Here is a 25,233-nt window from a genome sequence, read left to right as displayed (position 1 = left end):
GCGGCGATCACGTCTGCTTGGAAAAAACGTTCAATAAAGCATCAACGAGCACGGCCACCGGCGCGACGGCATCGCCTTCCATCAGAAACCCGCACTCAAGATTCATTTCGCGCGAACGGTAGAGGAAATTGGCGGAACCGACATAAGCGGCGGCGCCATCCGCCAATACGATCTTGGCGTGAAAAGTTTCGGTGTAGGGCTGGCCATTAGCGAAGGTGCTGGCAAGTGAATAGTCGAAAATCTGGCTTGCAGAGCGTCGCAGGCGATCTCCAGGCTGTCCGCAAGCATCGATCTGAGCGCTTCCGCGCAATACAAGTATCCTGTTGGCGGCTTGGGTCGCCTCGAACAAATCAGCGGCCCAAGCCGCACCCAGAACATCAATGTATGGCGTTATGATTGCCAGTCGTTGGCGCGCGCGCCGAGCGAGGTGAAGGAACGCGTCTCGCGTATCGGTAAGGGTCGTAAAGGAAGCTCCTGCCAGCTTTTGCAATTGCTCACCAACACGGCTCGGCTCGGGCGGTAACGTCACCACAAAACGGGCTTTGGCTGATGGAGCGATCAAGGAGTCAGTCACGGAGCCAAACCCGGATCGAAGAAGCCAACCACGGGCGGACTGCCCTGCGGCTCCCAATTTGGCGCCGGCCCGCCTTTCAGGGCTGAGCGCGAAAGGAGTTGATTACCGCCAAGGCATGTCACTTCCGATACCATGATGCAGGCGGGACAAGCTCCGCCGCGCGTGTCACACAACGATCCAGAGCCGCACCTCAACAGCCTTTGATCGAGCAACCGATGCAGAAAGTCCTGCGCGTGGTTGCGCCACATGGCGGAGATGTTACCGAGGTCAGGCGTCATGCCCTTTCGGTACACAGCAAAGGCAAGATCGGCCGGAAAGATGTGCTCACCAAGTCCGTCTCGATCAAGGCCAGAAACGTCGGCGAGCGCGTGCATCACCTGGTGGGCTAGGCTGTGGAGAAGCAAATAGACGAATGCTGTGATGGAGCGTGGTGCCTGGCCGCGACCTTCGCGCTCCTTGAACTCGTCGAGGAACGCGCCGAAATCGGCGTAATGCTCGAGATAAATGGCGCCAAGCGTTTTTCCGGGCTCGTTGTCAGCGTCTGGTATGCCGTTGGCGGCAAGCCAGCGCCTGACCCGGTTCTCGTCGACCTTGAAATACAGCGCCTCGTTCCGCTGTTGCGTGACGTAGATCGGCCGACGGCTGTTTGGGAGCTCGGGAAAAGCATTCAGCCTGACCGGCATCGGAACCCTGCGACCATTGAACTCGCGATAATAGATCGGGGTGGAAGAAACGCGGGTAAATCCAAAACTGAACTCGCAAATTGGCAACCCGCGGATCAAGACGATCTGATCGAGCCCGATGCGCCGGAACAGGTTCCTTGTCGCGGTCTGGTATTGGCCCAATCGAACCGGGTCGCCGACGGCATCGCAGATGAGACGGTCTGGCTCCATGACGTCAATGGATTCGTGTTGCGCGCGGCGCTCGTGAATGTGCTCCGCAAGAAAGCGGTCATGTTCGATGGTCAGCCGAATGGGATCAAAACGACGTGCCCACTCGCCTCGTTGCGCCACTGCGGCAGCGAGGGCCGGGCTCTGAACCTGGCCACGCTCGACGATGCTCGAGGTGTACCATGCTTCTCGGATCGCTTCGGCCTCGCGCAATAATGTGTCTGCGCGATCCGTTTGACCTCGGCCGGCCGCCCGTTCGGCCATTTCGCGGTGATCCGTGTAGTCATCCCACTCGGCGATACGGCCGGCAGCATCCAAAGCCGCTCGAATTTGCTCACCTGACGGCAGAGCGAAGGGGATGCGATGGATTTCGGCCAAGCGCAGAAGCAGATCAGGCTGACGTTGCGGAAGCAAAAGTTCGACAACACGGCGATCGCGAAATTCGATGAACGTGCCCTTCTGCGGATAGAAGGCAGAATTGGCGCGGTAGGAGACCGGCAACATGTTGACTTCGATGCGCTCGAAGTTCCGCCCGGTAGTCTGTCGCTCTCGCTCAAGGAGCTCCAATGTTAAAGGATCGGGCTGCTTAAGGTCACGATGCGACTTGCAACTTTCGCAGACGAAGTGCCAATCGGAGAAGACTGGCGTGTGGCTATTCAAGGAGAAGTCTTGCCCGCCGCACGTACATGTCGTCAGTCGCGTGACACGTCGGCGGTTTGGATCGTAATTGTTGCGGTATGGACTGAGCGGCTCAAGATGCCCGGACCAATGGACATAGACGACGTCAATTTGCGACCATCGGGCCTCGTGGTTGCCGCATCGCGCGGGCAGAGGATGGTGTGCTTGATCGGCAATAGTGTCGTACTGGCGAACGTGACCGCATACCCCACACCGATAGACAAGGGGGTAAGGGATATAGCCCATGGTGCCAGGATCGCAGAGCTGGAAGATCCGTCCCCAGTCGCGGTCAACAATCTGGGCGTTGCGGTCGTAGAAGACATCATCGAGAATGAGTTCGATCGGAACGGCCACGGGCGCTCTTAGGCCGGAGGCCCGGGCAAACCACGTCGAGGCGATCTCCTTCATGCCGTCGAAGATTAGAAGGCGCGTGGCGTCGGAAACTTGAGCCTCGCCGCGATCGATGGGCACCGCCCTGCAAATTCCCTTAGCACCTTCCCAAGTGAAAAGGACGCCGGGCGCGTAGGTCGTCGCGAGTTGCGTGCGCGATCGAAACATCACTGGAGGCCGTTGGCGGCGTTCTCCATCGGCCTCATCATCACCGCGCGGCTGCGGTACAGCCGCGCGTGGTCGGTTGCGCCAGTCTCTCGGCCCGCTTCCCTGTTTTCGCCCGCCATTCGTCATCAAGGTGTCCTCGCCGGTGTATCGACATCGGTTTCAGCAACGCTTCCTCGCTGCTGGCGAATGGCACGCATGACCCGAACCAAGTCGTCTTGGTCGATTGTTCGACGACCTTGCGTGATGCGCGCATCGAAGCTGGCTGCCGCGATCACGCCAGCTTCATCCACATCCCGCAAGGAAGTCATGGGTGGCTTGAATGCGGCAGCCGAGTCTTCCCAGTACTCGTAGAGCCGAAGCGGTGTATCGAAATTCCGCACGCTGGATACGAAGCGCCCGATCTCTTGCTCCACGAGCGCCCGGTACAATTCTGAATAGATCGGACGGCCGAGCGCGTCCTGCCCCCGTCCTTGGAAGCCTATGGCGCGCAGCACGAAGTTACCCAACTCTACCGCGAGGCCAGTGGGATCGGTACGGATCAGCGTCCGAATTGGGCTAATCGTCTCAAAGCAGTCCGTGCGGGCCTTTGCCGCGTCAGTTGCGCGAATGAAGGATTGGTTTTCCCGCATGATGGCCCATGTCTGAATCAACGAGGCCATGACGCGGCGGATCGCATTTTCGGCCCAGCGCTCGACAGCAGGCGGTGCAATCATCCGCTCAAGGAAGCGATGGAAGATGTCATGAGTTTCCACAACGTACCGGTCACGCCTGCTTTGCGGTGTTGGCATCAGCATTACGAATCCGACATGCGTTCTCCCCACGCGGCTTGATGCCTGTATATATTCGGCAATATCCGAGGGGAGGCCGGCGAAGAACATGCTGTTGAAGCGGTCAACGTCAACGCCATGGCTTATGGCGGAGGTGGCAACCACGCTTCGAAGCTGCGTATCGAGCGGTGGGTACGCCTGACCGGGATTCCCGGCCTCTGCCTCCACCATAATTTCCTGTATCTCTTTCATATCGATGCCGCCCGAAATCAGGCGGCTCACGAATCCATCCAATGGCTGGTGCCGCGTACGATGGCGGAGCCGTACCGCGGCATCCAAGGCATCCATAACTTGGTCGCCGCCCTTCTTATTAGTCACGTAAGCCAAAGCGATGCGGTGAAGGTCGATGAGTGCGAAAAGATCGTTCTCGCGGCAGGCTTGCACTGCCCTACGGATCGCGTCTCTTCGCCAAGCATTTCCCTCGTCGTTTCCTTGGAAGCTTGCTAAATCGCCGGCCGTCGCCTGGCGTGTCGCGGGATCGAGCAAGCGACGCCAAATGTCGGTGATAATCGAGTGGTAGGCACTCAAAACGGCTACGGCCGTCACGGTGTGCGTGGCATCGTTGGTCATCACCGACACAAATAGCCGCATCCACGGTGAAGTCCGCTCGGGTATTTCATAGAGTGGAATGGTCTGTTCGAGTGCCGCGCGTGCCGGATTCTCCGCGGGCGCCGGGGCAGGCTCCGCAAAGAATGATCGATAAATATCTGGGCCTTGACAAGGAAAGCGCAGCGGAAGCCGTTGATAAAGTACTTCGAGCTGCCGATCGGGGTTTGAGATGGTGGCGGTCGCCGCGATCACTTTCGGGGTCCGAGGGCGGCCGGTGCCGCCTCCCTGCCGAACACGGGAAACATTTAGTTCCTCGCCGGCCAATTGGTCGATCTCGGTGAACACCTCTTCGAGCAAGCTGTCGAAGAGGCCGCTGAAGGTGCCGAGGCTCTCTTCGAGGAGATGTGCTTCGTCCTGAATGATGAGAGATGGGAACGGGTCGAAGAAGACGCGCTGCCCCTGGCGAAACGCCGGAAAGACCGGCTGATAACCATCGCCGGTAAGCCATGCAGAAATATCGCCCTCGTTGGCAGGCGACGTAAGGTGGCCGGAGGGCCCAATGCCACGAGCAAGCCCGAACATCCCAATAAGTTGACGGATGGTGGTCGTCCGTTGACCAAGCATCGCCAGTTTGTCGATCGTCCCAAGGACGATCGAGGGCGCCCTTGCGTAGATTGTGTCGTCGGTCAGTAGGAAAGGTAGTGGAGTCCTGGTGGTGTGCGCACGGTTGAAGGCGCACCGAGCGTCAAAGCAGACAATGCCTAATCGCCGCGCTGTCGTGCCTTCACCTTCAAAGCGGCGCAAGCCGGTCGCGCCGCCGCAACAAGGGCAATTTGGGACCTTATTGAAGGCGGCGCGGAATTCGCGATAGCGCGCGGCGGCACGCTGCGCTTCGGGATCGACTACGTTAGCCTCTTCTTCAAGCTGCTGGTCATCTGGATGGTCGGCATCACCTGCGCGAGGCACGATTGCAGGAACGTAGGAATAACGATTGGGCGTGTTATTGCCACCAACCCAAAAACCAATTTCGAACGGCCAGCCGCCAATGCCGCGATTGATCCGCACAAGCTCGGCAGCGGTCACAAGACGCAAGAGCCGCTGCCCTTGCTGGAGCGTGAGCAAACGGAGCGGATAGCGGATCATTGCAGAGACGCCGCGGGATTTACCGCGAAGTCGGTCGAGGAACATTGCGAAGATCAATGTTCCATAGAAAGCTTCTGACTTTCCGCCACCCGTAGGGAAATAGAGGAGGCTGGCTGCCGCTTCATCGAGTAGAGGATCGAACGAATCCCGGTATTCCTCCATGCGCGAGGCGAATGTGGGAACATGCGCCAGAATGAAGGCGAGTTGAAAGAGCCGCCATCCTCGCCGCGGATCGCGATTGTCGCGGTTGAGGAAGCTTTCGTTCATCATCAACCAAGCGCGATAAGGCGCGGCCCGTCGTTCCAAGGTGGCGCGCTGCGGAGCGCTGACCGATGTGAGGGAGCGATACGCCTCTTGCGACTGACTAAGTAAACGAATGCCACGCTCGATATATCCCGCTTCGCGGCGTTGATCCCGCAAGTCCTGCTCAAGGCGATCAGTTTCAATACTCGCCTCGGCCAGGGTTAAGCCTTCGCGCACGGCTGTCCTCAGCCTCGCCTCTTCCTGAGCAATCCAGGCTATGTAAGCTTGGGGAATGGCGAGGAGATCTGCGACGGTACGGTCCTCTGCAGCCAGCTCGGCGAAGGCAACAGGCGCGTTGGGCGCGCGAGGGACAATTCGGGGCTGGACGAACCGAGGTGACCATGTCGTGCGTAACGTTAGAACCTCACCCGTCTGTTGACTCGCAACGCCGCAATTCAAGCCAATAGCGGCATAGTGCATGAAATGCCGGAACCGATACGAGGGCTCGACCCGATCTAGGCGCAATGGTCGGTGGACCGCAGCCGGCAAGGTAACGGTAAGTTGCGTGATGAAGATAACTTCGCAACGCGTGAGTGCGTCGCGACGTGAAAGCTCTGGAGAGCTATTGTCGAGCATCACGCGCACGGCAACCCGCGTGGGATCGACAAAGTCCGGCGTTCGGTCGAGTTGAAGGGCCACACCGCCGATGGCCGGAAGCACGTCAGGTAAAGACGGAGGCGTTTGGGCCGCGCGATACCTGAACGCATTCCAAGCAGCTTCTGAGATCACATCCTGCGGCTGGACCCGAACGTCACGCCAGATTTGGGCCAATCCTTCAGGAGAGGTAATCCAGTCAGTAACTTGCTGAAGTGCGCTATCGCGCATCGTTCGAGAATAGTCGGCGACCTGTGTTGCTAGTTGCGGGGCATCCGCATGGAATTGCCAAACAAAGGGCGTGAAGGTGAGATCAATCCTGCGCCATTTAGGAGGAGCGGCTACCGGTTCCAGGAGCGCGAACGGAACCGATCGGCCGCGCTGCACGAGCCGGCCGATGCGGAGCTGGGCATTTTGATCGTCCGTCTCATCGGCCTGTGGATCTTGAGGTCCTGGGTTGGGGGCTGGTAGGTTTGCGGCAACAGGGCCATCGACATTCAGTAACGCTTCATCACCGGGTTCAAGCTCGATGCCCTGCTCGCGATAGGCTTGCCGCCGAACCTCTTCGAGGATCGCTTGCCGCTGTTGATATATACGTTGGCGCTGCTCGGGGTTGAGATTTGGCCAATCTGGCGTGGCGACGCGGGCGGCTGTGAAGCGCTCGGTACGTAGTTGGCGGAAGCGGTTGTCAATCGAATCTTGAACAGCGCGGCGTAGCTTGAAATCCACATCGAGCCCAAGCGCTTCGTCTGCCAGCTCGTTCCAGTCAGGAAGCACACGTATGTAGACAGAGAACGATGGAACTATTGTCGATTGCCCAGCGGCCTGAGCGCTAATATGAAAGTCGAGGCCTGAAGCAGCAATGCGAATATCGGAGGTCTCATCGTCCTGGCCAGTGGGATCGAAGCGGGGCAACAATTGGCCGGACACGATGGCGCGCCGTGGCGATCTCCCATAAAGGATGCGGCCTTCGTTATCGCTTCCCGACACTCGCGCAATCGTCATGTTAACGAGGGCGTTGCAAACACCCTCCTTGAGCTCTTGCGAAATGGATGACAATTGCGCTGCGCTAAGCCCGATCACGTTCGCCTCGCTGTTCGGTCTTTTCCTGCACCACCGCGACGAAATCCTGAGCCGCGGCCTTTAGTCTGCGAATTTCCCTTGCTCGCTCTGGATTGCTCGACTGCGCAGCGTAAGTGTCGATCAGGATCGTTCGGTAAGCATCGTGGAAGCTAATCGCAGCGCGGAGCCGGCTCGTCCGCTGAGCGATTACCGCCCATGTCCAAAAGCGAGCGGCGATCGCCTCACTGAGGCCGAGCGCCGCCATAAAAGCCATGAAGGTCGGTCGTTCGCGAGGCGCATGGGGCACCACCTCGTGCAACGGAACGCATAGCTGGTCGCGGAGGTCGATCCAGTAGCCGGCACGCTGAACCGTGACGGTAGGAAGACCCATTGCGGTGACTAAGGAGACGAGCTTGTCGTGATCCGACGCTCCCTGAAGCCGGGAGAAACGCTCCAGCACCACGTTGTGATAGTCCCGTATCTCTTCGGCCGCCCGGGCGGTGATATTGAGCAGGGGGCGAGCCATTTCCAGGAAGGCGTCGCCGATGACGCAAACGCGTTCACCCACGTCAACGTCTTTCGCATCGCACTCGGTGAAAATCGGAACCGCGCGCGAGTGGTCGAGGAGAATGAGCTTGGTACCGGGCCGGGCTATGACGACTTGATCCCCGGAGAGGCGAAGCCGGATCGTTGGTTGGTTGGGGCGTACATTTCCGGCGAGATTGACCACGCTGCTCGCAGGAAACTCGATATCTTCGTCCAGCGCCCCCCGGGTGGGATCGGCCTCGCCGCCCTCACGGTGTACGGCTTTGCCTGCCTTCTCCACGAAGACGGAAACCCGTTTATGGATCGCAGACAACTGCGGATAGGCCAGAAGTCGTGAGCCGTCCCGCGCGGCGCTCGCAAGCGTATCGCTGTCTGCGAGGATTATGAGGCTATCCGGAAGCCAAGGACGAGCTAACAGCGCGAGAATTTGCGAACGCGTGGGCGCGACACAAATCAGTGTCTTTATCTGGTTTCGTTCGGTTGTTCGCAGTTTCGCCAAGTCGTCAAAGGACTCCTTGTCGAGGAAAAGCAGCATGTTCTTTTCAATTCGTGCGTCGATGTTCGCGCCGATCTCTTCATCTTTGCGGAGTACGAAGGAGGCAAAGTCGCTGAGCATGTCATTGCGAAACAGGATGGCAGTACGCGAGCTCGCGCGCTCAAATCGCTTCACAACATCACGAAGCAAGGGCGCCATCGGCGTGAGCTGCGCGGTGTTGGCCCAAACGCGTTCGACACTGGCACAGAGATCCGTGAGGTCGGCATGGTGCTGCTGTGCCCAAGGACCGATATTGGCCCTGATTTCGGCGATTACACCACCTGCCCGATACGAGGCCAGAAGGTCGGCCGCCGCCCAGCTACCGGCTTCCATTTCAACGTAGGCGGAAAAGTCGCTTCGCGAACCAGGCAAGGATGCGCAGCGCCGCAGGATGCCGCTCAGGCGGTACAATAATTCGGTCGCAACGCTGTCACCAAGATCGGACGCTGCGCGTGCGTTCGCTCGAATTCTCCGTAACAACGTTTCAACTTCACCTGAGAAGCCGATGGTATCCTGTTTGACGACGGGGGTGTAGTTGACATTTGCAGAAGTATCAGAGACGACGAGATCAGACGCCTGACCAAAGATAATTTCGTATGGTGCCGGCTTCGAGCGGCTCTTGCTGGACACCGGGCCGCGAAGAGTTTCAAAACGAAGCTTGTCGAATGTCCAAGGATCATCCGTGAGGGCGAGAATAGCGACTGCGCCAACGGTTCGGTCCAGTTCGGCAAGGAAGTTTTGAACGCGCGCTGCCCAATCGCGTCCGAGCCGATTGCGTCCAGCCTGAGCAAGGTCGAGAAAAACGATGTCGAGCTTTTTGGGCAGTGATTTGAGCGACGCTGCTATGTTGTCGTTGGCCCTCAATCCGAACAGGTAGAACTTGGCATTTGCCGGGTCGTCTGCCTCGCCCGAGCGGCTGATCTTCAGCAAGTCAGTCTTCGACTTTACACGCCACAGAAGTTGCTTGCGTCCATCGCCTCCAATGCAAGGGCCAGATGGCAGCATCTCGTCCATGCAAGGATGCTGAAATTCGTCGTAAGTATTCCCATCAAGCGCTCTTCCGGTGAGCGTTTTGACGCGCGCGAGAGCCTTGTGATAGTCGGCCAACGCGCGGTCTTCGCCGTGGCGCATAGCACGCACTTGGTGTTGTGTGTGCAGGCGCCCCAGAGAGTCCTTGTCGACGTAGAGCTTTCGAAGTGGTCTATGAACGCTGCTGGCGTAGGGAAATATCAAAGCCCGCAGGCCGAGTGGTGGTGCCCTGGCATCGAGACTATCGTGCTTTATCTGTTCCGCCGCAGCGTTGTCTGCCAGTGTCAGGAAGGCGGCGATTGCTGCAGGCGATGCGTCAAATTCGGGCCAGCATAGGACGGGTTCTCGGCTCCGGTCTTCGATGCAGCGGACGGCAATATCGACGAGGCGCTGATACGTTGGGCTGATTGAAAGACGCGCGGGTTCGCCTGAACGGGAAAGAGGAATGGCCGCGAGGGCCGCGCGATAAGCCGCAGCGGAACGTCTAGGCCGTGCTGCATTGGCGGCACGCTCGGCCTCTGTCTTGGCCGCCCGCTCGGCTAAATGGCGCGAGCGCGATTCAAGTTGCTGCTTAAGGGCTGAAGCGGCCTGTTCGATACGTTCGCGGTGCGAGGGGTGTCGCAAGTGAGGATCGCGTTTCGGATCGAAGCGGCCGGTCTTCATGCGATTAACGTCGCTTTCGCCGGTGCACCCGCCGCGTAAGCGTGTTCGATGGCTACCTCACACAGGCCATGCCGATCGATCGCTTGTGCTAACGCTCGAGGTGTTGGGAGATCAAGGTCGCGTAGCAAGCTGGCAGAGACGCTGGCCGTGCCTGACAATCGGCGATACCGCGCGTCCACCGCAGCCGAGTTAAGCAAAAAGCAAAGGGTATTGAGCGTTGCAATGTTCGGTGCCGTCACGACAAGAGTATGGTTCTCTGTAACGAAGCCTCCCCATTTCTTCAGAACGGTTGGGGATACGCGCGCCGCTACGAGCCGGCGTGATTGAGCGTTGTTTGTGGTCCGCTGCAAAATGATGGCGTTCTGCCTGATGATGGCCGAGGACTCTTCCTCAAAACGCACGAAGTCGATGCCCTTACCCGACTTCGCTTTTGGCAAACAGAATGTGCCCGGACGGACATTGCGCGCCCATATGAGCGGCATGTCGAGCTTTGCGTTTCGCCGTTTCGACATGCGTTCAAGCTGGCGGTTCCACACGAAGTATCCGACGCGCAGGCTAGCGCAGTAATCGGTAAGTGTAGCGCCACCAAATGTTACGCCTGGCTCCTTCCCGGCAGACGTCCATGCCTCCTCGGGTTTAGCCGGGAGCGTTGTCGCGAGGGTCGGCTTAAAGGGGCCAAAGCCAGTAACGCTACCGAACGATACGGCACGTTCCGCCCGATGCGGTGTTCCAACACGCGCCACAACAATTGATACGTCTTGCTGGACATCGACGAAGACATCGTTCCGCATCGTGACCGAGCCAAGCGTGAGAAGTTCTCCCTTCATCCGCATGTAGGCTCGTAATTTTCCGTAGAGAGGCCCGGCGATGAAGCTGGACGGAAGAACGAGTGCGACGAGTCCATTTGGCCTCGCCAAGCGAAAGCAGCGCTCGGTGAAGAGAGCATATTTGTTGATATGCCCTGGGTGGCATACATCCTCCCACGCCTTATCACGCAACTCGTCCACCGAGATGCGGCCATAGGGCGGATTGGCAATGACAAGATCGTAGTTCTTGGTATGCCTCGCCTTGAGGGCGTCGCGAACCTCCACGACGGATCCCGAAGGGATGGTGCCGTTGATGCGATCGGCAATCAGGGCTTCCGAGACGCGAGCCAGCCCGCGGTCAATCTCGATGCCATGCAAGCGCTGCAAGATATCTCTTGGCGAGGCACCAAGTTCCCGCATTTCGCCCGCGAGCGTCGAAAGGAATGCGGCCCCGCCGGCGGCTGGATCAATCGCGGCGTGTCGCAAAGGATCGAACCCTTCATTGCGCGCGAGGCGAATAAGAGCCTTTGAGAGATTGGGTGGAGTAAAATAGGTTGCCTGCGCTCGCCGAGCGGCGGGTGACAAGAGCAGGGTATAAAATGTCCCGACCCAATAATGCTTTTGGTCGACACCGAGCCTGGCCAGCCGCGCCGCGAACTCGCCCAAAAGCCCGTTGCTCGGCAAGCCGTCAAGCAAGCCAAGGCACAAGCGCACGCGCTTTATTGATGAAAGTTCGTCGGCACGCACTTCTGTGGACGCTGCCTTGCGAGCCAATATCAATAGCTCGCGGGCATAGATGATCTTTGCTTGAACGCCCACGCCTCCCCCTGACGCGCAATTCAGATAATTAAACGGTTTTGCCCCGTCGCCGGTTGTTCAACCGTCAACCGGATAACTCATGGTAGTGCATGGTACTGGGCAATTTTGATATACGAAAGCAGACTTTAGGCGTCAGTAGCGGCAAAATAGGGGATTACCCGGCTTTAGAGAGCTAGGTGGACTAGGCGAACCTCGGTCACCCTTCCGGCGCCCAGGGTCGAATCGCGTCTAGCCGTCGGCGAGCTGAAGCAGGCCTTGGCACATCACTGTCAGCGGGATTACGGCGCGCGGCCTGCATGCAAAGTCGCGGGGGTATTTCACTAGATCCCCGGTGAGCTTTTCAGCCTCCCGAGTCGTGCGTACGAAAGCCACTTGTATCTTGTTGGGCAGATCAAAGCTGCCCTTGCAACGCCATTCGCGCTCGTGGACCCAACTGATCCAGCGGTCTTTCTGAGATTCGAAGCGGACCACGCGCCAAAGCTCTGCCCGGGGAATGCTGAGCTCATCGAGTTCTGCGTTAGAGAGATAAAGCACCGGCCGACAACCTGCGCCATAGGCGAATCTTTTGGTCAACGCGATGCCATATGGCTCGTATCGCGGCTTCTGCCGGTCCATGTTCTCGGGCGTGAGGACGTACTTCAGTGACGCGAAGGGTACGTCCATGAAGCACGCTGCGCGGTGGTTCCCCTTAATCATGCCCTGTGACGGCCGACTGCCCCTGATCGTGCCGGACTCAAGAATACTCTCAAGATTGTCGTAGGCCGTACGGTCGTTTTGGCTTTCCGTGTTCTTCGTCAGATGGATCAAATAGGGCGTCAGGTCAGGGCGTTGATTGAACGGCAGGTCGTCGAAAGCTGGCAGAGACATGATTTCTCCTGGTCGGATACTCCCTCTCAAGGAATACATACGGAGCCAGCCTACGGTCTCGGACTCAGTAAAGGCTAAATAAGAAATTCTCCAATATTTTCAATGGCTCGTAGATGATGGCGGCCCAAGGACGCATGCAACAGAGCGGGCGACGGAACCAGTGACCGCCCATCATTCTCGACGCATCAGTAAGCACTGTTCCTCAATAATGCCTACTCCTAACGACGCAGTTTGGTTGCCGGCCGCCAAAGACGCCGACAATGTCTATTTATTAGATATTCATTTTGGCGCTAGATGGCCCAGTTAGGAGACGAGGCCTATGGAACAAATAAACCCATTTATTCTCAAAAGCTTGCGCCATCAGAAGGGTTGGTCTCAGGATCGGCTGGCCGAGATGTCCGGCGTGAACAAGCAGACGATCTCTCGTATCGAGCGGGGCGGCAAAGACACGCGTGACCACACTATTCGTCAGCTTGCTCAAGCGCTGGGTGTGATACCGGCCGAGCTGACTCGTAAAACGCTGCCCTCAGAGGACAGTCAAACCGAGCCCGCAAGGAGACGTCCGAAATCCCGTTTTCGGGTCAGCGACACTGCGGGCAACTACCTTTACCTAATTTCGGAACGGTACTTCATCAAGCCCTGGCAAGTGCTAGAGCTTGCGCCGCTTCTCTTTTGCTGGGCGGCGGAGATGAGCCTCGGTGAGCGGCGCACAAAGATCAAAAAGCTCGAGGACGCGTGCAGTGCTGCACGAGCGGTCGAGAGAGAAATGCGGCACCTGCCGCCATCCAATCTCATGTATTCCGAAGAGAAAATTACCGCGGAGACGCGCTCGATTGAGGCCAATGACATTTTCGGGATGTGTTTTGGCGACGATGATTTCAGTGACGGTTCGCTTCATAACCAAGGTGACGACGAGGACAATCCATTTGCCGTTTTCCTCTCAAAGCTGACCGCCGAAATTGGTGATGTCGCGACTTTCGAAGGCTTCTCGCCCATCGATTATCCAATCTTTGAGGTGTGCCGGAAAGAAGCGCTGGACATGGTGGGCGGTGACGAGGTCCTGGCCGAGCGAATTCTCAGCGGCATTGTCGACCTGTACGAAATGCCAAAGGAACTTCAGGACTTCGCCGGGAAGACAGAAGATCGTGCCGCATGGGTGCAGGCACAGGCGGACGCGTTCATCAAGGAGCAACTCAAGGCTATTGAGCGCCGCAATAAGACGAAGGAAGCGGCCCCATGAACTCGATCGGGATCACAAAACATGCGGCAGCGCGCATGTCTCAGCGCAGCATTTTAGCGAATGAAGCCGAGTTGATCGTCTTGATCGGCACCGAGGTCGATGACGGCTATCTGGTAAGGGAGAAGGATTACAGAAACGCTGAGCAAGGCCTAAAGCAGCTTCTGCAAAGCTTCCGTCGTCTGGTTGGCAAACGGCTTGTTGTAAAGAATGGGCAGATCGTAACGGCTTATCGCCCGTCAAAGACTCGCGAGCGCGGCCTGCTGCGTACCGGGCGCGATAGAAACCATATCGAGCGATGAACCACCGTGCCATTGGCGAGGCGGATCATCATTGTTGACCAAGTGCACGTGTGCGGGAAGCCCCTTTGGGCTTGCCGCCCTGCACACTCCATTATTAGCGTTGTGGGGGAGGCTGGCCGGTCGGCTGCTCCTCGTCAAGGACAGGCCGTGAAATCTCGTGCAAAGAAATAGCGTCGGCTGGCCATTCGCAGCTGCTTATTGACGAGACCAATGGCGTATCGATCAAGAGTCTGATTGAGAGCGGGGTTCGCCAAAGCGAGGGCTGGATTGATCGGTATGAACGCGTGCAGGGGCCAATCGGGTACAATAAACTCGCCGCCCGAGGTCCGAATAATACCCCAACTTGCCGAAGGGTTTACTCGTCGAAGGTATGGACCCACGAGCACGCCCGCGCGCATACCGTTCACAATGTGGGCCGGCATCGTTATGCCTCTGAAGAAGGCAAGTCCGGCCTTCTCTAGCCCTTCCTCTTCGTCCCTTGACCATCCAGTGCGACCGGGCAGAACCCCGCGCAGAATAGTGTCGTTTCGCGGTTGATCCCGAATTTCTGCCCGCGTCATCCAAAGAGCATAGAATGAACTGATAACGTGCGTCTGCTCGGCGTCGAAGGCCAGCACACGGCCGTCGATTATCAGATCAGCGAGGAGCTGAAAGCGATCCTCGATCGACTTCATGAAGCCGACTTCAGTGCCATGATCCCACGCACGTCGTGCGCAAAAGATGCTGTCGATTGGCTTTGCCCGCCGGATTGGGCCGCCTTGTTTCATGTGAAGATGAACCCTGCCGTCGGCACCGGCAAACCTCGCAATGCTTTTTGAGGGGAAAGTGTGCTGACCGATTACCAGCCGGTGGGGATTTCCTTTTTGAGGCTTCTCGAATTTTGCCATCACGGGCGTTGAAGATCAGGTGTTGAACAAGGCTCGCGCGCTCCCCTACCACATGAGCCAATGGCGGCGTGGAGTGTGCGAGCATGGGACAAGGGCCGTGAAACGTGCTGAAGCGGGCTTAGCGGAGAGCCGCCGGACTTAGAATGTCGAGAGCTTCGGACAAAGTAGATGCCAGTTTCTTTTCGTCGCGTGTTTGCTTTGCCGTGGTCGTTAGCTGCCGCAGGCGCGCTTTTCCTGCCTCGTCAATCTTCACGATGATCGACATATTGTAGGCATTACCGCGGCCAAGAGATGCTTCCGACGAAACTCCCATGCTTCGGAGTGTGGATTCAATCTTGTTTTCGGCAGCTTGAGCCGATCCAAGTACGGATATGGCTTGCGCCAACCTGCGAACACGACAATAGGGGCGTTCTTTGACCGTACAGGGGTGGTTATATACCGAATCAACATGCTTTTTCAAAAACGGCACGCAGCATACATCGCATTCGCTCTTTTGGGGCCGGGCGAAGCAATGCCGGCCATCGCTTGCTCTGCCTTGGCTCGTCAGGCCAATCTCTATTCCGAGCGCGTGGCTTACCGCCTGGCTGACAATCTTTTCGAATCCATCCCGCTTCATGACGCCTCCTGCGTCGCGAATCCCAGAAGCGGGATTGTGTATCAGGTCCGGCTCTTGGGAAAGATTGCGAAAGGCCAGCAAGCGAAAATAGTCGGCTCCCTCTCGGAGCCGTCCGCTAGGGCCCTGACGATTTCAGGATCGGCAAGATCGAAGGAGTGGCAGCCAGGAAATCTTCGTAGGCGTCATTGCCGGTGTAATTGGCGGCGCAGGCAACGTAGCCTGTCAAAATGTTCGCGGCAAAGGCATCGGCATTCTCGATCTCGAGCGGCAATTCCTGCAACAGCGCCAAACTGCCGCCATGCGCGATCTTGGACCGGCCTTCATCGTAGAGCTTTTTCACGAATGATGCGAGAGACTGGCCATCCGACGTAACGGCGTCCTCTGGAGCCAAACTCATGATCGCCGAAGCCAAAGCGAGAATGCCTTTGTTCTTGCCGCCCTTGGCCAGTACATCGAGCGAAATCCCGATCTTGACGAGGGCGATGAAGTCGCTTTTTTCTCTCCGGGCTTGGCCGAACCAGTACATGGCCTCAACCCATCGCCGCATGACCGTAGGGCAGCTTCCTGTCGGCTTCAGATCGACGAAGTCTTGCAACGCCTTTCCCGCATCGGCGTGGAGCTTTCTGAGGTCGTGAAGATAGTGCGCCTGTGCGCCCGGCTTACCTCCAAGGCGTGGAATGTCCACCGACGTCGATGAATTGAAGCCTCCGGCGCCTTCGTATTGCGAGAGCGAACGGGACATGGACACCTCGACCCGGTCTCCGGGAGCGCGCAGCGCCTTCGCGTTGTCCGGGTTAAGTCCTAGCCCCAGTGCATCGATGGCAACGACAACGGCAGTGGAAGCGCAGACGGAAGAACGGCTCGAATGCCGTCCATCAATGGCAATCGTCGCAATCCACTCGCAAGCACCGACGAACTTGACAACTTCGTCGGCATCGTGGCCGAGCGGGCTCGAAACGTTCCGCGCCATTCCAATGCGCAACGATTTCCTGTTTCCATGCTGGCGTCTTGCCGGTGACCTTTTCTACGGCATCAAGCCAATCGTGCCGCCGGTAGAAGTGGACGGGACCTACTGAAAAGCTCGGTACGTCGTCCTGTTCGAAGAGCCGGACCGGAAAGTAGAAAAATTCGCGCTTCGTTTGCCTGTCGAGCCGCTCTTGTAGGAGCCGCAAGAACTCCGTCTTGACCAGCGCAGTACCAGGCAAGGTCTGGGCGGCGTCGATCAGGTTGCCGAACGCCTGAACAGCAAGCTGCGCCGCCGCTTTCCGGCTTATGGATGCCTTCACGGTGCTGTCGTTATCATGCCATTTGCGGCCGAGCTGATGGAGAGCGGCGAGACCTTCCTTCGCGATGAAATGCGAGCCGTCCTTCACCGGAATCGTGGGCGCCAAGAACGGATTGGCCGCGCGCCATTTGCCGGGCTCCTCCTTGATCGTTCTTTGCGCCTCGGCCAACCCCTTGGTGGCTTCTTCCAGCAAGGTTTCGTATGTGTCTGATCCGGCGCTCAATGGGCTGTTCCTTCGCATCTAAAGCCCCACTAAGCCAGAACGCACAGATGCGTGCAACTTGAGAGTGCCGAAAAGCCGTCCTACTATTGGCGGCCAAGCAGTCTCTTCGGTGATTTTGGATGCCTACAAAGATGGATGATGGTGAGCGAAAGGCCCTTGTGGCCGAGATAGCTAGCGGGGCGACGCTTGCTTTCGCAAATGCGGAGCAACTCTTCAAGGAAGCCGAAGTTCTAGCATCGATCGGCGCTATGCCGCGCGCACTCTTCCTTCACCAGATTTCGCTGGAGGAATGCGGCAAAATCGAAATGCTTGGCGCATGGGCCACGTCGATCTTGGCGAAGATTGATGTCGACCAAACCAAGCTCGCGCGGGCCCTTGCCAACCACAAAGCAAAGAACAGTGCGAATGCCTACATGCTTGAGTTATCACATGCGGAGAAGGCTGCCCGGAGCGAGAAGGATTGGAAGCAATCCGCAGCGGCATTTGACGAAGTGAAGCGGCTATTTCACGAGGAATCGAACGAGGCGAAAAATGCCGCTCTCTATGTCGACTTCGATGGAGCAAACTTTCACTCGCCAGAGACACGGATCACCTCAAAAATGGTCAAGGGCACGGCTCAGCGCAACGCAGAATTTCTGGGTCTTATGGCACCGAAGCTTCGGATGCTTCAGAGATGGGCAAATGACTTTGACAGTGCTCCGCCGCTCGATGGCTTCCTGGAATTCGCGGAAAAACTGAAAGCCGATAATCCTGACGGCCCATATGAGGCGTTCGACGCGATCATGAACGAATTGCAAGCACGCATGACTCGTAAGGGCAAATGGGCTATCAAAGACTGAGATACCGCGACCCGAAGAGCTGGCGCCTGAACCAATCGATGGTTCGAACCAACACGCTTGATCCCTCGGGATAGTAAATCCCAGATCCCGTGATTTTCGAAGGATCGATGCCCGCGTCCATGAGCCTCTTGTGTTCGGCCTTGAAGCCCTTCCATTGCCGCTTTGACTGAAGCAGTGGCACGCCTGGGAGCGTGGCGTGGTGAGTGGCCCAACTGCGGAGCACCTCATCGGGGATTTCCTGAACAAGATGGCCATCACTGCTGATGAGGCTATTTGTCCTGGCCAGCTTTTCACCCGTTTCATGCTCGCGACGGAGATGCCATGCAAGCAGATCAGCGGCCTGGAGAGGCGCGTATGGCTGCTCTTTCTCATTTTTGAACTGGGGAAGACCATCGACCAGCTTGCGAGCCTCCACCGGAAGGGCCTTTATCATCTCGGCCATGAACATCTCGACATCGGCATCCACGCCCTGCTGCTCGTCGAAGATGAACTGGACAGGAGCACGCACCGGGCTTTCGGCGGTGAAGCGGGCTACGCCAGAGAGGACCGTAAAGCACATCGTGAAATGCAGCCGTCCAAATCCGTAAGGCGAGACAGGCTTTAGTTCGTCTTCGAACAACCGGCCGTTTACGGAGAACTCGTATGAGACCGGCTGATAATGAGCGATGATGGCCGCGAGCTTGGCGAGCTTGGCATCCCTCATCTGCTCATCCCATTGGCTATGATGAAACTGGCCACTGAGGTGATGGGCTTCGGAAGCCTTCAGGTATTCGATCGCGGGCCAGGCTTTCAGCTCCTTATGCCAGTCCTTCGAGAAGGAGGCCCACACATCGGCTCGGTGCAGATAGCCGGCCAGATACAGCCGCTTGTCGCCAGCTTGGGCCGCGGAATCATCAGTGAAGGCTTGCAGGAGATCCACGCTTCTGTCTTTCAAGTATAAAACGCTAGCTGGTCGAGCGTCAGAAGGGCCTGCAACGCGCGCACGAGCGTGTAGGTTTCCACTGCCGCGTGGCCGTGCCCGACGGCGTGGCGTGAGCCGGCCGAGCCGCATGACGTGGAAGGATCGAAGTTGGCGAAGGTATGTTGTTGAAGATATTCAGCGAAGGCTGTCGGAAACAGAAGGGTATCGGGCCGTCCCGCCTTGGCTTCAGCGGATGAAACGGCAAACGCGAGCAAGACCTTTATCTTCGCCGATTGGCCGTGGATCTTCCGATAAGCTTCGTTGAGAATGCCTTCGATCTCGGTCAGCACGATTTTAAGCACGGGCACGGCATCGCCGCTGGTGAAGGAGTTGATGGCGGACCGCAACAAGGGCTCCTTGCCAGCGAAGTGTGGTTTAACCATCCAGCGCTTAAACATGCGCTCAAGACGATCGGTGTCAAATTTCGCAAGAAGCTTCGCTTCTTCATCGTCCAACTCAAATCCTGCTTCGCTGGGTTTTGCGAGACTTTGGAACTCAGCTCCGAGTATTTCAACGAAGGGAAACCAACCTGCAGCGAGCAGCCGAGAAAAGGTCGCTTGATCGGCGATGGCATCATACAGGTCACGATGCGCCAGCCGTCGGTATAAGGTGCCAAGATCGCGCTGCATCTCCGGAATGCCGAGCTGTCCGTCCGGGTTGGCATCGAAGAAGAGCCCGAAACGCCAACCTTCGCGAAAGATGCAAACAATGCGATCCTTCTCATCGATGTCGACGCGCGGAAACGACATTCCGGTCACGTCGGCGATGTCGTTATTGAAGAGAACGCTCCCGGCGACCATGTCCCGCTTTGGCATAATCAGTAGCGCGACTGCCGCTGCATCTACCCAGAGCTCGCCGGTGTTGTCCGGATGCACAACAAGCAAGACGTATCCTGCGTTCTTGAGGTTTACAACGTGCCCTGACTGGCGCGCCATGAACTCGATGTGACTGTTCAGGCTTTCAGCCACACGATGAAAAAAGCGGTCGTCCGAAGTCAGGCAAAGACGCGTCCATATCTTAATAGATTCGCCGGCTCGGCCCGCCTCCGCGGAAATACCATCCAATTGCATGCCGGACAGCCTGATCGGCTTGCCTGCGTTGCCAAGCAGGATACCGAGCTTATCAGACTTCTCGTTCTTGTGCTCAGACTCAGTCATGGCCAAATTCTATCACATCACAGCCGAAGCTGCGTAACGAGCCCGGGCCACAGCGCATCTTCGGTCGGCCCTGGGCTAGACCGATCCTGCAAGGGAATGTGCGATGAAAAAACTGTCGCAGAGCAGGGATTCGAAATCGCAGTGCTTCGGCAAAGCTTCAGCGCCACATCCCTCGCACGCGAGCCCCGATGTCGACGCGAGGCCCTTGGCTTGGGCCGCGTGCAGCGGCGTCTGCAGGAGCCGTCGGCCAATTCGTGCGCTCGAACAGGCCTAGCAGCTTCTCGGGAATGAAGCGGGTTCGCGATGCATAAATGTGCCGGTCGCCCTGTGAGTGCTGACCGTGCGTGAAGAAGCGTTGCGGGACCATCAGATGGAGATCGTCCTTCGCCCGCGTCATCGCGACGTAGAGGAGGCGGCGCTCCTCCTCGAGCTCGGCGGAGGTGCCGGCTCCCAAGTCGGACGGCATGCAGCCGTCGACTACGTTGAGGACGTACACCGACTTCCATTCCTGGCCCTTGGCCGAGTGGATGGTCGATAGGATCAGATAGTCCTCGTCCAGCAACGGCACACCGGCCTGGTCGCTGGTCGCGTCCGGCGGATCCAGGGTCAGTTCCGTCAGGAAGCGTTCGCGTGAAGGATATCCGCCGGCTATCTGTTCAAGTTGAACGAGGTCGGCTCGCCGGACCTCGGCGTCCTCGTGGATGCGCTCAAGATGTGGTTCGTACCAGAGGCGGGTACGCTCCAGGTCGACGGGCCACTCCGAATACCGGAGATTTCCGATCGTCTTGACGAAGGCTGTCCAGTTATCGCCGGTGGGGGGCGGGCAGGGCAGGGTGCAAAGCGCGCCGAGGGGGTCGGGGGTCTCCGCCATGTGATCGAGAATGCGCTGAGCGGAAGCAGGACCGATGCCCGGCAACAGATGCAGCACGCGGAACCCGGCGACGCGATCGCGTGGATTCTCGACGAACCGCAGCAGGGCGAGCATGTCCTTGACGTGCGCGGCGTCAAGAAACTTCAGGCCGCCGAATTTCACGAACGGGATGTTGCGGCGGGTGAGTTCGATTTCCAGCGGTCCGCTGTGTGAGGAGGTGCGGAAGAGCACCGCCTGTTGTTTGAGAAGGGCCCTTTCCTCGCGGGCTTCGAGAATGCGCTCGACGATGTAGCGCGCCTGGTCCGCCTCGTCTCGCACGGCGACCAGGCGAGGTTTTGCGGATGACGCGCGCTCCGTCCATAGGTTCTTGGTGAAGCGCTCCCTGGCGAGGTCAATGACACCGTTTGCTGCGGAAAGGATCGGTTGCGTCGAACGATAATTGCGGTCGAGGGTAACGATCTCCGCCCTCGGACTGAACTGTTCGGGAAAGTCGAGAATGTTGCGGACGGTGGCAGCCCGGAAGGAATAGATCGATTGCGCATCGTCGCCGACCACGGTGAGACCGCGTCCGCCGGGCTTCAACGCCAGAAGCACTGACGACTGCAGACGGTTCGTGTCCTGGTATTCGTCGACGAGCACGTGATCGAAACGGCCACCGACATCATCGGCGATGGCGGCGTCGTTCATCATCTGGGCCCAGTACAGGAGAAGGTCGTCGTAATCGAGGACGTTCTGTTTCTGCTTGGCCTCGACGTATGCCGCAAAGAGGTCTTTGAGCTCGGCAGCCCAGCCCGAGCACCACGGGTATGACGCTCCGAGCACCTCTTCAAGCTGGGTCTCGGCGTTGACGCAGCGGGAGTAGATCGAAAGGCAGGTGCCCTTGGCGGGAAAACGGCTTTCGGTCTTCGAGAGCCCGCGCTCGTGTCGGACCAGATTCATCAAGTCCGCCGAGTCCTCGCGATCGTGAATGGTAAAAGCGGGATTGAGGCCGATCTGGTCGGCGTACTCGCGAAGCAGCCGGGCGCCGATGCCATGGAAGGTGCCGGCCCAGCTGAGCGCGTCGGTCATGATCCCCGCATCAGCGCCAAGGACCTTGCGGGCGATCCGCTCGACGCGCTTCGACATCTCGGACGCAGCGCGCCGCGAGAATGTCATCAGCAAGATCCGACGAGGGTCAGCGCCGCTGACGATGAGGTGGGCAACACGGTGGGCAAGCGTATTCGTCTTGCCGGACCCGGCGCCGGCGATGACCAGCAGGGGAGCTCCGACATGACTATCGGCGGTGACCCCGTGCTCGACGGCTCGACGCTGTTCCGGGTTGAGCGTCTCAAGATATGATGCGGCCGTGGACGCGAGCACGATTGTCCCCCTGTTAGAACTGCACGCTCGATGATTCTTGCTTAAATCGCAATGAGATCATCTACGCTGCGCCGCCAGCAGGACGTCCTTCAGTCCTTTCCTGCGTTCCGCGCGCCACGCAAACGGGCCTAGGCCGCCGCCTTGTCTTCCTTGTCGGCTCCGCGCATCACGATCTGCAGCGCGTTATCGGGCAGCGGCCGCTGCAATGCCTTCGCCTCGTCCCAGGGACCTCGCATCCAGACCTCGCGTTCTTCCTCAGTTGTCAGGATCACCGGCATTGCCTTCGGGTGGATCGGCGCGACGATTGCGTTCGGGGACGTCGTCAAGAAACCATAGACGAGGTGAGGCCCGGGAATCGGCTTCGACTTCGTGCCGCGCTCTCCCTTGAACTCGGTCCAGATGCCGGCAAAGCAGAACAGCGGCCGGCTGCTGTCGAGCGCAAACCAGACAACGTCCTTCTTTTTGGTTTCCGGATTCGGCTCGGGCGCGTATTCAGCAAAGCTGTTCGCCGGCACCAGGCAGCGGTTCTCCGGCTTCAGCCAGCCGCGCCAGTGGGGAGAGGACGTGTTGCGAATGTTGGTTACTGGCGGACCACCGTTCCTGGGTGGTGGTGGCATGCCCCAGCGCATCAGCACCATCTCCTGGGCATCACCGATATTGCGGATCACCGGTGCCGGATAATCCGGAAAAACACCAGGCATCGGCGGCAGGTTGCCGACGTACCGGTTCATGCGTCTGAACAAGCCGGCAATCGCCGCCTGGTTCGTGGTGATCGAATACAGATTACACATTCAGCGTTCGATCTCGACGATCATGGGCGACGTCGAGCGGCCGAGGTGCGCCACGGATCTGATAATCGTTGGTCTGTGTTCCCGAACCTCACGATGCCTTCCTCACTCCCTTTTGTTCAAATGAACGCATCATGATGCCGTCGAGAATCTTGCCAGCGGCGGCTCGAACCTTTCGCTCAGCATCCTCTGGCATCGGCGGCAGCTCATAGGTTGCTATGAGATCGGTAAGTTCCCTACGAACATCCGTACGGAAACCGCGCGGGTCATCCGCCATGTCCGATACGATCTGAAATAGCGTCGCGAGCATGAACTGGATCGCCATGTCAGCTCCCATCTGCTCGGCCTGGTCATCCGTGATGAAAGAAAGCTTGTCCTGATGCCTCATCGATACCTCATCACCCCTGACGTCTATCCTGTGTAGGTCCGAAAGCGTCCGCGCGTGTAGGCATGCGATACGGCCTTCTTCAACTCGGCGATCTCCGATTCCAGAAGGTTGTTCGCGACGATCAGCGCGCGAACAGTCGCGCGCGGATCGCCGCCGCAAACGGCGATTGCCTGGTCGACGGCGGCTTCGAGCCCATCGTCCTGTTCGTTCGGCTTTAAGACCGAGGACATGGCCCGTTCCAGGTTGACCGTCGATAGGCTATGTTCTTATTTTGTTCTCATGGAGTCAAGCCGTCGTTTCAAGCCGCCCTGGACCTTGGTCCGGGAAAATTCCGAGTGCTACGTCGTCAAGGACGCCAATGGCGTGACCTTGGCGTGGCTTTATTGCCGCGACGACACGCAGCGCTACAGCTTCGGCGCCAGCAAGCTTTCCTCGGATGAGGCGCGCCGGATTGGCAAGGCGATTGCGCGCATCCCCGAATTCCTGATGCCGCGCCAGGGCTTTTATCCGCGCGGGGGCGGGCCGCGCTGGCGTGCCGACCGGCCCTATCATGTAGCGCTCGAGGACCGGTATATCCGCGAGCACTGGGATGAGATCTATGCTCTCTGCAAGCTCAACAGCCTGCCTTTCAACGGGACCGGTGAAGTCATAGAGAGCGATGGTGTTTGGAGAGTCTATGAGTTCACCTGGCAGATGGATGCGATCCTGTTCTGGGATCGGTTCGAGGGCCGTTGGTTGCGCGGCACCGAGTTTCACTATCCCGAGCGGCCAGAGAACCTGCCTTCGCTGAAGCCGCTTGAGAACTGGCCGAAATCCAGTCCGCGCGATCTGCGGTAATCGATGGTAGCCAACGTCATAGCAAACGCCGAGCCCTTGTATCGATGCTCCTGCTGTTATCGAGCGGGGCTCTGGCCGACAATTTGGTCGGTCAGGCCAGCGTTGTCGACGGCGACACGCTGGAAATTCATGGAACAGCCATCCGACTATGGGGCATCGACGCTCCAGAGAACAGCCAGTTGTGCCGTGGCGAGGACAGCTCTCAATATCGCTGTGGCGCCCAGGCGGCAAACGACCTTGACGCTTACATTGCGCGACGCCCCGTCAACTGTGTCCCAGTCAGCCTCGACCGATATGGCCGCACCGTTGCGACTTGTTCTGTCGACGGCGCCGATCTCGGCGAATGGCTCGTGCGCAATGGCCTTGCTCTGGATTGGCTTCAATACTCGAAAGGCAGATACACTGGGGCTCAGCGGGATGCCGAGCGTGCCGGTCGAGGTATCTGGAAGGGCAGCTATGTCGAGCCGTGGCTGTATCGCGCCTGCACCCGCGCGGGCGGAAAGCCGTCCGCCTGTTCGGACGACGCGGGTGCCCATCCTTGATGAACTCCGATGCGAGGCGTCAATCCACAACGTGCGATGATGTATCCCCCAGCCGCGCAGATGGCTCTGGCGTGGTTTGGCCGACTCACGCTAACCACCAATCCCAACCGCCTCACTGCATACAAGGAAGAAAATGGTTGCAGCCAATCGTGAACTGCCGGCCACGGGTTACGCGCTCGAAGTGGACGGCCGACTCAAGACCGAATTTGCAACCAAAGACGGCGCAAGGGCAGGTGGAGAAGAGCTAAAGAAGCGTTTTCCCATGCTTCAGATCAGGATCTATGACGCGCAAACGAACGCGCGCGAGGAAATCTAGATCTTCTGACTCAAGTCTAGGCGGACTCTTCTGCTTGTGCGCATGCGGCTGCCGCCGCACCGGGCTCTCGTGAACCGAGCCGCTGGCGCGTCTCGGTAGGGTAGGCGCGGGATACCTCGACGAGGATATCCCTACGCCTCCCCCCAAACCGTGCGGGCACTTTTCAATGCACACGGCTTTCC

22 protein-coding genes are annotated in these 25,233 nt (G+C 58.4%); 6 read left to right on the top strand and 16 right to left on the bottom strand.

Going from position 1 to position 25,233, the window contains the following annotated elements; all coding sequences use genetic code 11:
* Positions 1–7 precede the first annotated feature (7 nt).
* The 6 genes from M2427_RS17880 to M2427_RS17855 form a co-directional block, all read right to left on the bottom strand.
* On the bottom strand, positions 8–574 hold the full coding sequence (locus tag M2427_RS17880; protein WP_280707805.1) for a phospholipase D-like domain-containing protein: 567 nt from the start codon (positions 572–574) through the stop codon (positions 8–10).
* Positions 571–2,826 carry a hypothetical protein gene (locus M2427_RS17875; protein WP_280707804.1) on the bottom strand — a complete coding sequence of 752 codons (2,256 nt, stop codon included), beginning with the start codon at positions 2,824–2,826 and terminating at the stop codon, positions 571–573. The genes M2427_RS17880 and M2427_RS17875 overlap by 4 nt, the downstream gene beginning before the upstream one ends.
* Entirely contained in the window at positions 2,826–7,199 is a 4,374-nt protein-coding gene (locus tag M2427_RS17870) for a helicase-related protein (RefSeq protein WP_280707803.1), read from the bottom strand. The genes M2427_RS17875 and M2427_RS17870 overlap by 1 nt, the downstream gene beginning before the upstream one ends.
* Entirely contained in the window at positions 7,186–9,951 is a 2,766-nt protein-coding gene (locus M2427_RS17865; protein ID WP_280707802.1) for a hypothetical protein, read from the bottom strand. The genes M2427_RS17870 and M2427_RS17865 overlap by 14 nt, the downstream gene beginning before the upstream one ends.
* Positions 9,948–11,576 (bottom strand): N-6 DNA methylase, encoded by a 1,629-nt coding sequence (locus M2427_RS17860; protein ID WP_280707801.1) that lies wholly within the window; start codon positions 11,574–11,576, stop codon positions 9,948–9,950. Before M2427_RS17860 ends, M2427_RS17865 begins: the two co-directional genes overlap by 4 nt.
* Positions 11,577–11,804: 228 nt before the next feature.
* The gene (locus M2427_RS17855; protein ID WP_280707800.1) at positions 11,805–12,443 is read right to left on the bottom strand and encodes a hypothetical protein; all 639 of its coding nucleotides are present in this window, start codon (positions 12,441–12,443) and stop codon (positions 11,805–11,807) included.
* 319 nt (positions 12,444–12,762) lie between these two features.
* Here M2427_RS17855 and M2427_RS17850 point away from each other — a divergent pair, with 319 nt between their 5' ends.
* The gene (locus M2427_RS17850) at positions 12,763–13,683 is read left to right on the top strand and encodes a helix-turn-helix transcriptional regulator (RefSeq protein ID WP_280707799.1); all 921 of its coding nucleotides are present in this window, start codon (positions 12,763–12,765) and stop codon (positions 13,681–13,683) included.
* Positions 13,680–13,982 (top strand): hypothetical protein, encoded by a 303-nt coding sequence (locus tag M2427_RS17845; RefSeq protein ID WP_280707797.1) that lies wholly within the window; start codon positions 13,680–13,682, stop codon positions 13,980–13,982. Before M2427_RS17850 ends, M2427_RS17845 begins: the two co-directional genes overlap by 4 nt.
* 134 nt (positions 13,983–14,116) lie before the next feature.
* Here M2427_RS17845 and M2427_RS17840 read toward each other — a convergent pair whose 3' ends face one another.
* From M2427_RS17840 to M2427_RS17825, 4 genes are all read right to left on the bottom strand, one after another.
* The gene (locus tag M2427_RS17840) at positions 14,117–14,869 is read right to left on the bottom strand and encodes a hypothetical protein (protein ID WP_280707796.1); all 753 of its coding nucleotides are present in this window, start codon (positions 14,867–14,869) and stop codon (positions 14,117–14,119) included.
* Positions 14,870–14,987: 118 nt separating this feature from the next.
* Positions 14,988–15,485, bottom strand: coding sequence for a hypothetical protein (locus M2427_RS17835; RefSeq protein ID WP_280707795.1), 498 nt, complete (start codon positions 15,483–15,485; stop codon positions 14,988–14,990).
* Positions 15,486–15,600: 115 nt separating this feature from the next.
* Positions 15,601–16,455, bottom strand: a complete 855-nt coding sequence (locus M2427_RS17830; protein ID WP_280707794.1) for a HEPN domain-containing protein — start codon at positions 16,453–16,455, stop codon at positions 15,601–15,603.
* Complete coding sequence (locus M2427_RS17825) at positions 16,361–16,993, bottom strand: hypothetical protein (RefSeq protein WP_280707793.1); 633 nt, start codon at positions 16,991–16,993, stop codon at positions 16,361–16,363. Before M2427_RS17825 ends, M2427_RS17830 begins: the two co-directional genes overlap by 95 nt.
* 119 nt (positions 16,994–17,112) lie before the next feature.
* On the opposite strand from M2427_RS17825, the gene M2427_RS17820 reads away from it, so the two are divergent.
* On the top strand, positions 17,113–17,832 hold the full coding sequence (locus M2427_RS17820; protein WP_280707792.1) for an AbiV family abortive infection protein: 720 nt from the start codon (positions 17,113–17,115) through the stop codon (positions 17,830–17,832).
* Here the strand turns inward: M2427_RS17820 and M2427_RS17815 are convergent.
* The 6 genes from M2427_RS17815 to M2427_RS17790 form a co-directional block, all read right to left on the bottom strand.
* Entirely contained in the window at positions 17,822–18,751 is a 930-nt protein-coding gene (locus M2427_RS17815) for a DUF3800 domain-containing protein (protein ID WP_280707791.1), read from the bottom strand. The two genes, M2427_RS17820 and M2427_RS17815, sit on opposite strands and share 11 nt — an antisense overlap.
* A gap of 11 nt (positions 18,752–18,762) precedes the next feature.
* Positions 18,763–19,950 (bottom strand): hypothetical protein, encoded by a 1,188-nt coding sequence (locus M2427_RS17810; protein WP_280707790.1) that lies wholly within the window; start codon positions 19,948–19,950, stop codon positions 18,763–18,765.
* Between the two features lie 157 nt (positions 19,951–20,107).
* Complete coding sequence (locus M2427_RS17805) at positions 20,108–22,183, bottom strand: ATP-dependent helicase (protein WP_280708041.1); 2,076 nt, start codon at positions 22,181–22,183, stop codon at positions 20,108–20,110.
* A gap of 125 nt (positions 22,184–22,308) precedes the next feature.
* Positions 22,309–22,971 (bottom strand): SOS response-associated peptidase, encoded by a 663-nt coding sequence (locus tag M2427_RS17800; protein WP_280707789.1) that lies wholly within the window; start codon positions 22,969–22,971, stop codon positions 22,309–22,311.
* A gap of 88 nt (positions 22,972–23,059) precedes the next feature.
* Entirely contained in the window at positions 23,060–23,356 is a 297-nt protein-coding gene (locus M2427_RS17795; RefSeq protein ID WP_280707788.1) for a hypothetical protein, read from the bottom strand.
* A 23-nt stretch (positions 23,357–23,379) separates the two neighbouring features.
* Positions 23,380–23,586: a hypothetical protein gene (locus M2427_RS17790; protein WP_280707787.1), complete on the bottom strand. Its 207-nt coding sequence runs from the start codon at positions 23,584–23,586 to the stop codon at positions 23,380–23,382.
* On the opposite strand from M2427_RS17790, the gene M2427_RS17785 reads away from it, so the two are divergent.
* From M2427_RS17785 to M2427_RS17775, 3 genes are all read left to right on the top strand, one after another.
* Positions 23,585–24,193, top strand: a complete 609-nt coding sequence (locus M2427_RS17785; protein ID WP_280707786.1) for a hypothetical protein — start codon at positions 23,585–23,587, stop codon at positions 24,191–24,193. The genes M2427_RS17790 and M2427_RS17785 overlap by 2 nt on opposite strands.
* A 44-nt stretch (positions 24,194–24,237) precedes the next feature.
* Positions 24,238–24,735 (top strand): thermonuclease family protein, encoded by a 498-nt coding sequence (locus tag M2427_RS17780; protein ID WP_280707785.1) that lies wholly within the window; start codon positions 24,238–24,240, stop codon positions 24,733–24,735.
* Positions 24,736–24,868: 133 nt separating this feature from the next.
* The gene (locus M2427_RS17775) at positions 24,869–25,051 is read left to right on the top strand and encodes a hypothetical protein (protein ID WP_280707783.1); all 183 of its coding nucleotides are present in this window, start codon (positions 24,869–24,871) and stop codon (positions 25,049–25,051) included.
* The last annotated feature ends 182 nt before the right edge of the window (positions 25,052–25,233 follow it).

Source organism: Bradyrhizobium sp. BR13661 (assembly GCF_029892425.1).
Lineage (GTDB): Bacteria > Pseudomonadota > Alphaproteobacteria > Rhizobiales > Xanthobacteraceae > Bradyrhizobium.
Note: the sequence above shows the minus strand (reverse complement) of the source record. Positions and strands in the feature narration are given on the sequence as shown.

Bases quoted from the DNA above. Each gene is read 5' to 3' on its own strand.
- M2427_RS17875 (WP_280707804.1), bottom strand. From the start codon at position 2,826: ATGACGAATGGCGGGCGAAAACAGGGAAGCGGGCCGAGAGACTGGCGC.
- M2427_RS17865 (WP_280707802.1), bottom strand. From the start codon at position 9,951: ATGAAGACCGGCCGCTTCGATCCGAAACGCGATCCTCACTTGCGACAC.
- M2427_RS17855 (WP_280707800.1), bottom strand. From the start codon at position 12,443: ATGTCTCTGCCAGCTTTCGACGACCTGCCGTTCAATCAACGCCCTGAC.
- M2427_RS17850 (WP_280707799.1), top strand. From the start codon at position 12,763: ATGGAACAAATAAACCCATTTATTCTCAAAAGCTTGCGCCATCAGAAG.
- M2427_RS17845 (WP_280707797.1), top strand. From the start codon at position 13,680: ATGAACTCGATCGGGATCACAAAACATGCGGCAGCGCGCATGTCTCAG.
- M2427_RS17840 (WP_280707796.1), bottom strand. From the start codon at position 14,869: ATGGCAAAATTCGAGAAGCCTCAAAAAGGAAATCCCCACCGGCTGGTA.
- M2427_RS17835 (WP_280707795.1), bottom strand. From the start codon at position 15,485: ATGAAGCGGGATGGATTCGAAAAGATTGTCAGCCAGGCGGTAAGCCAC.
- M2427_RS17830 (WP_280707794.1), bottom strand. From the start codon at position 16,455: ATGGCGCGGAACGTTTCGAGCCCGCTCGGCCACGATGCCGACGAAGTT.
- M2427_RS17820 (WP_280707792.1), top strand. From the start codon at position 17,113: ATGCCTACAAAGATGGATGATGGTGAGCGAAAGGCCCTTGTGGCCGAG.
- M2427_RS17810 (WP_280707790.1), bottom strand. From the start codon at position 19,950: ATGACTGAGTCTGAGCACAAGAACGAGAAGTCTGATAAGCTCGGTATC.
- M2427_RS17800 (WP_280707789.1), bottom strand. From the start codon at position 22,971: ATGTGTAATCTGTATTCGATCACCACGAACCAGGCGGCGATTGCCGGC.
- M2427_RS17795 (WP_280707788.1), bottom strand. From the start codon at position 23,356: ATGAGGCATCAGGACAAGCTTTCTTTCATCACGGATGACCAGGCCGAG.
- M2427_RS17785 (WP_280707786.1), top strand. From the start codon at position 23,585: ATGGCCCGTTCCAGGTTGACCGTCGATAGGCTATGTTCTTATTTTGTT.
- M2427_RS17790 (WP_280707787.1), bottom strand. From the start codon at position 23,586: ATGTCCTCGGTCTTAAAGCCGAACGAACAGGACGATGGGCTCGAAGCC.
- M2427_RS17780 (WP_280707785.1), top strand. From the start codon at position 24,238: ATGCTCCTGCTGTTATCGAGCGGGGCTCTGGCCGACAATTTGGTCGGT.
- M2427_RS17775 (WP_280707783.1), top strand. From the start codon at position 24,869: ATGGTTGCAGCCAATCGTGAACTGCCGGCCACGGGTTACGCGCTCGAA.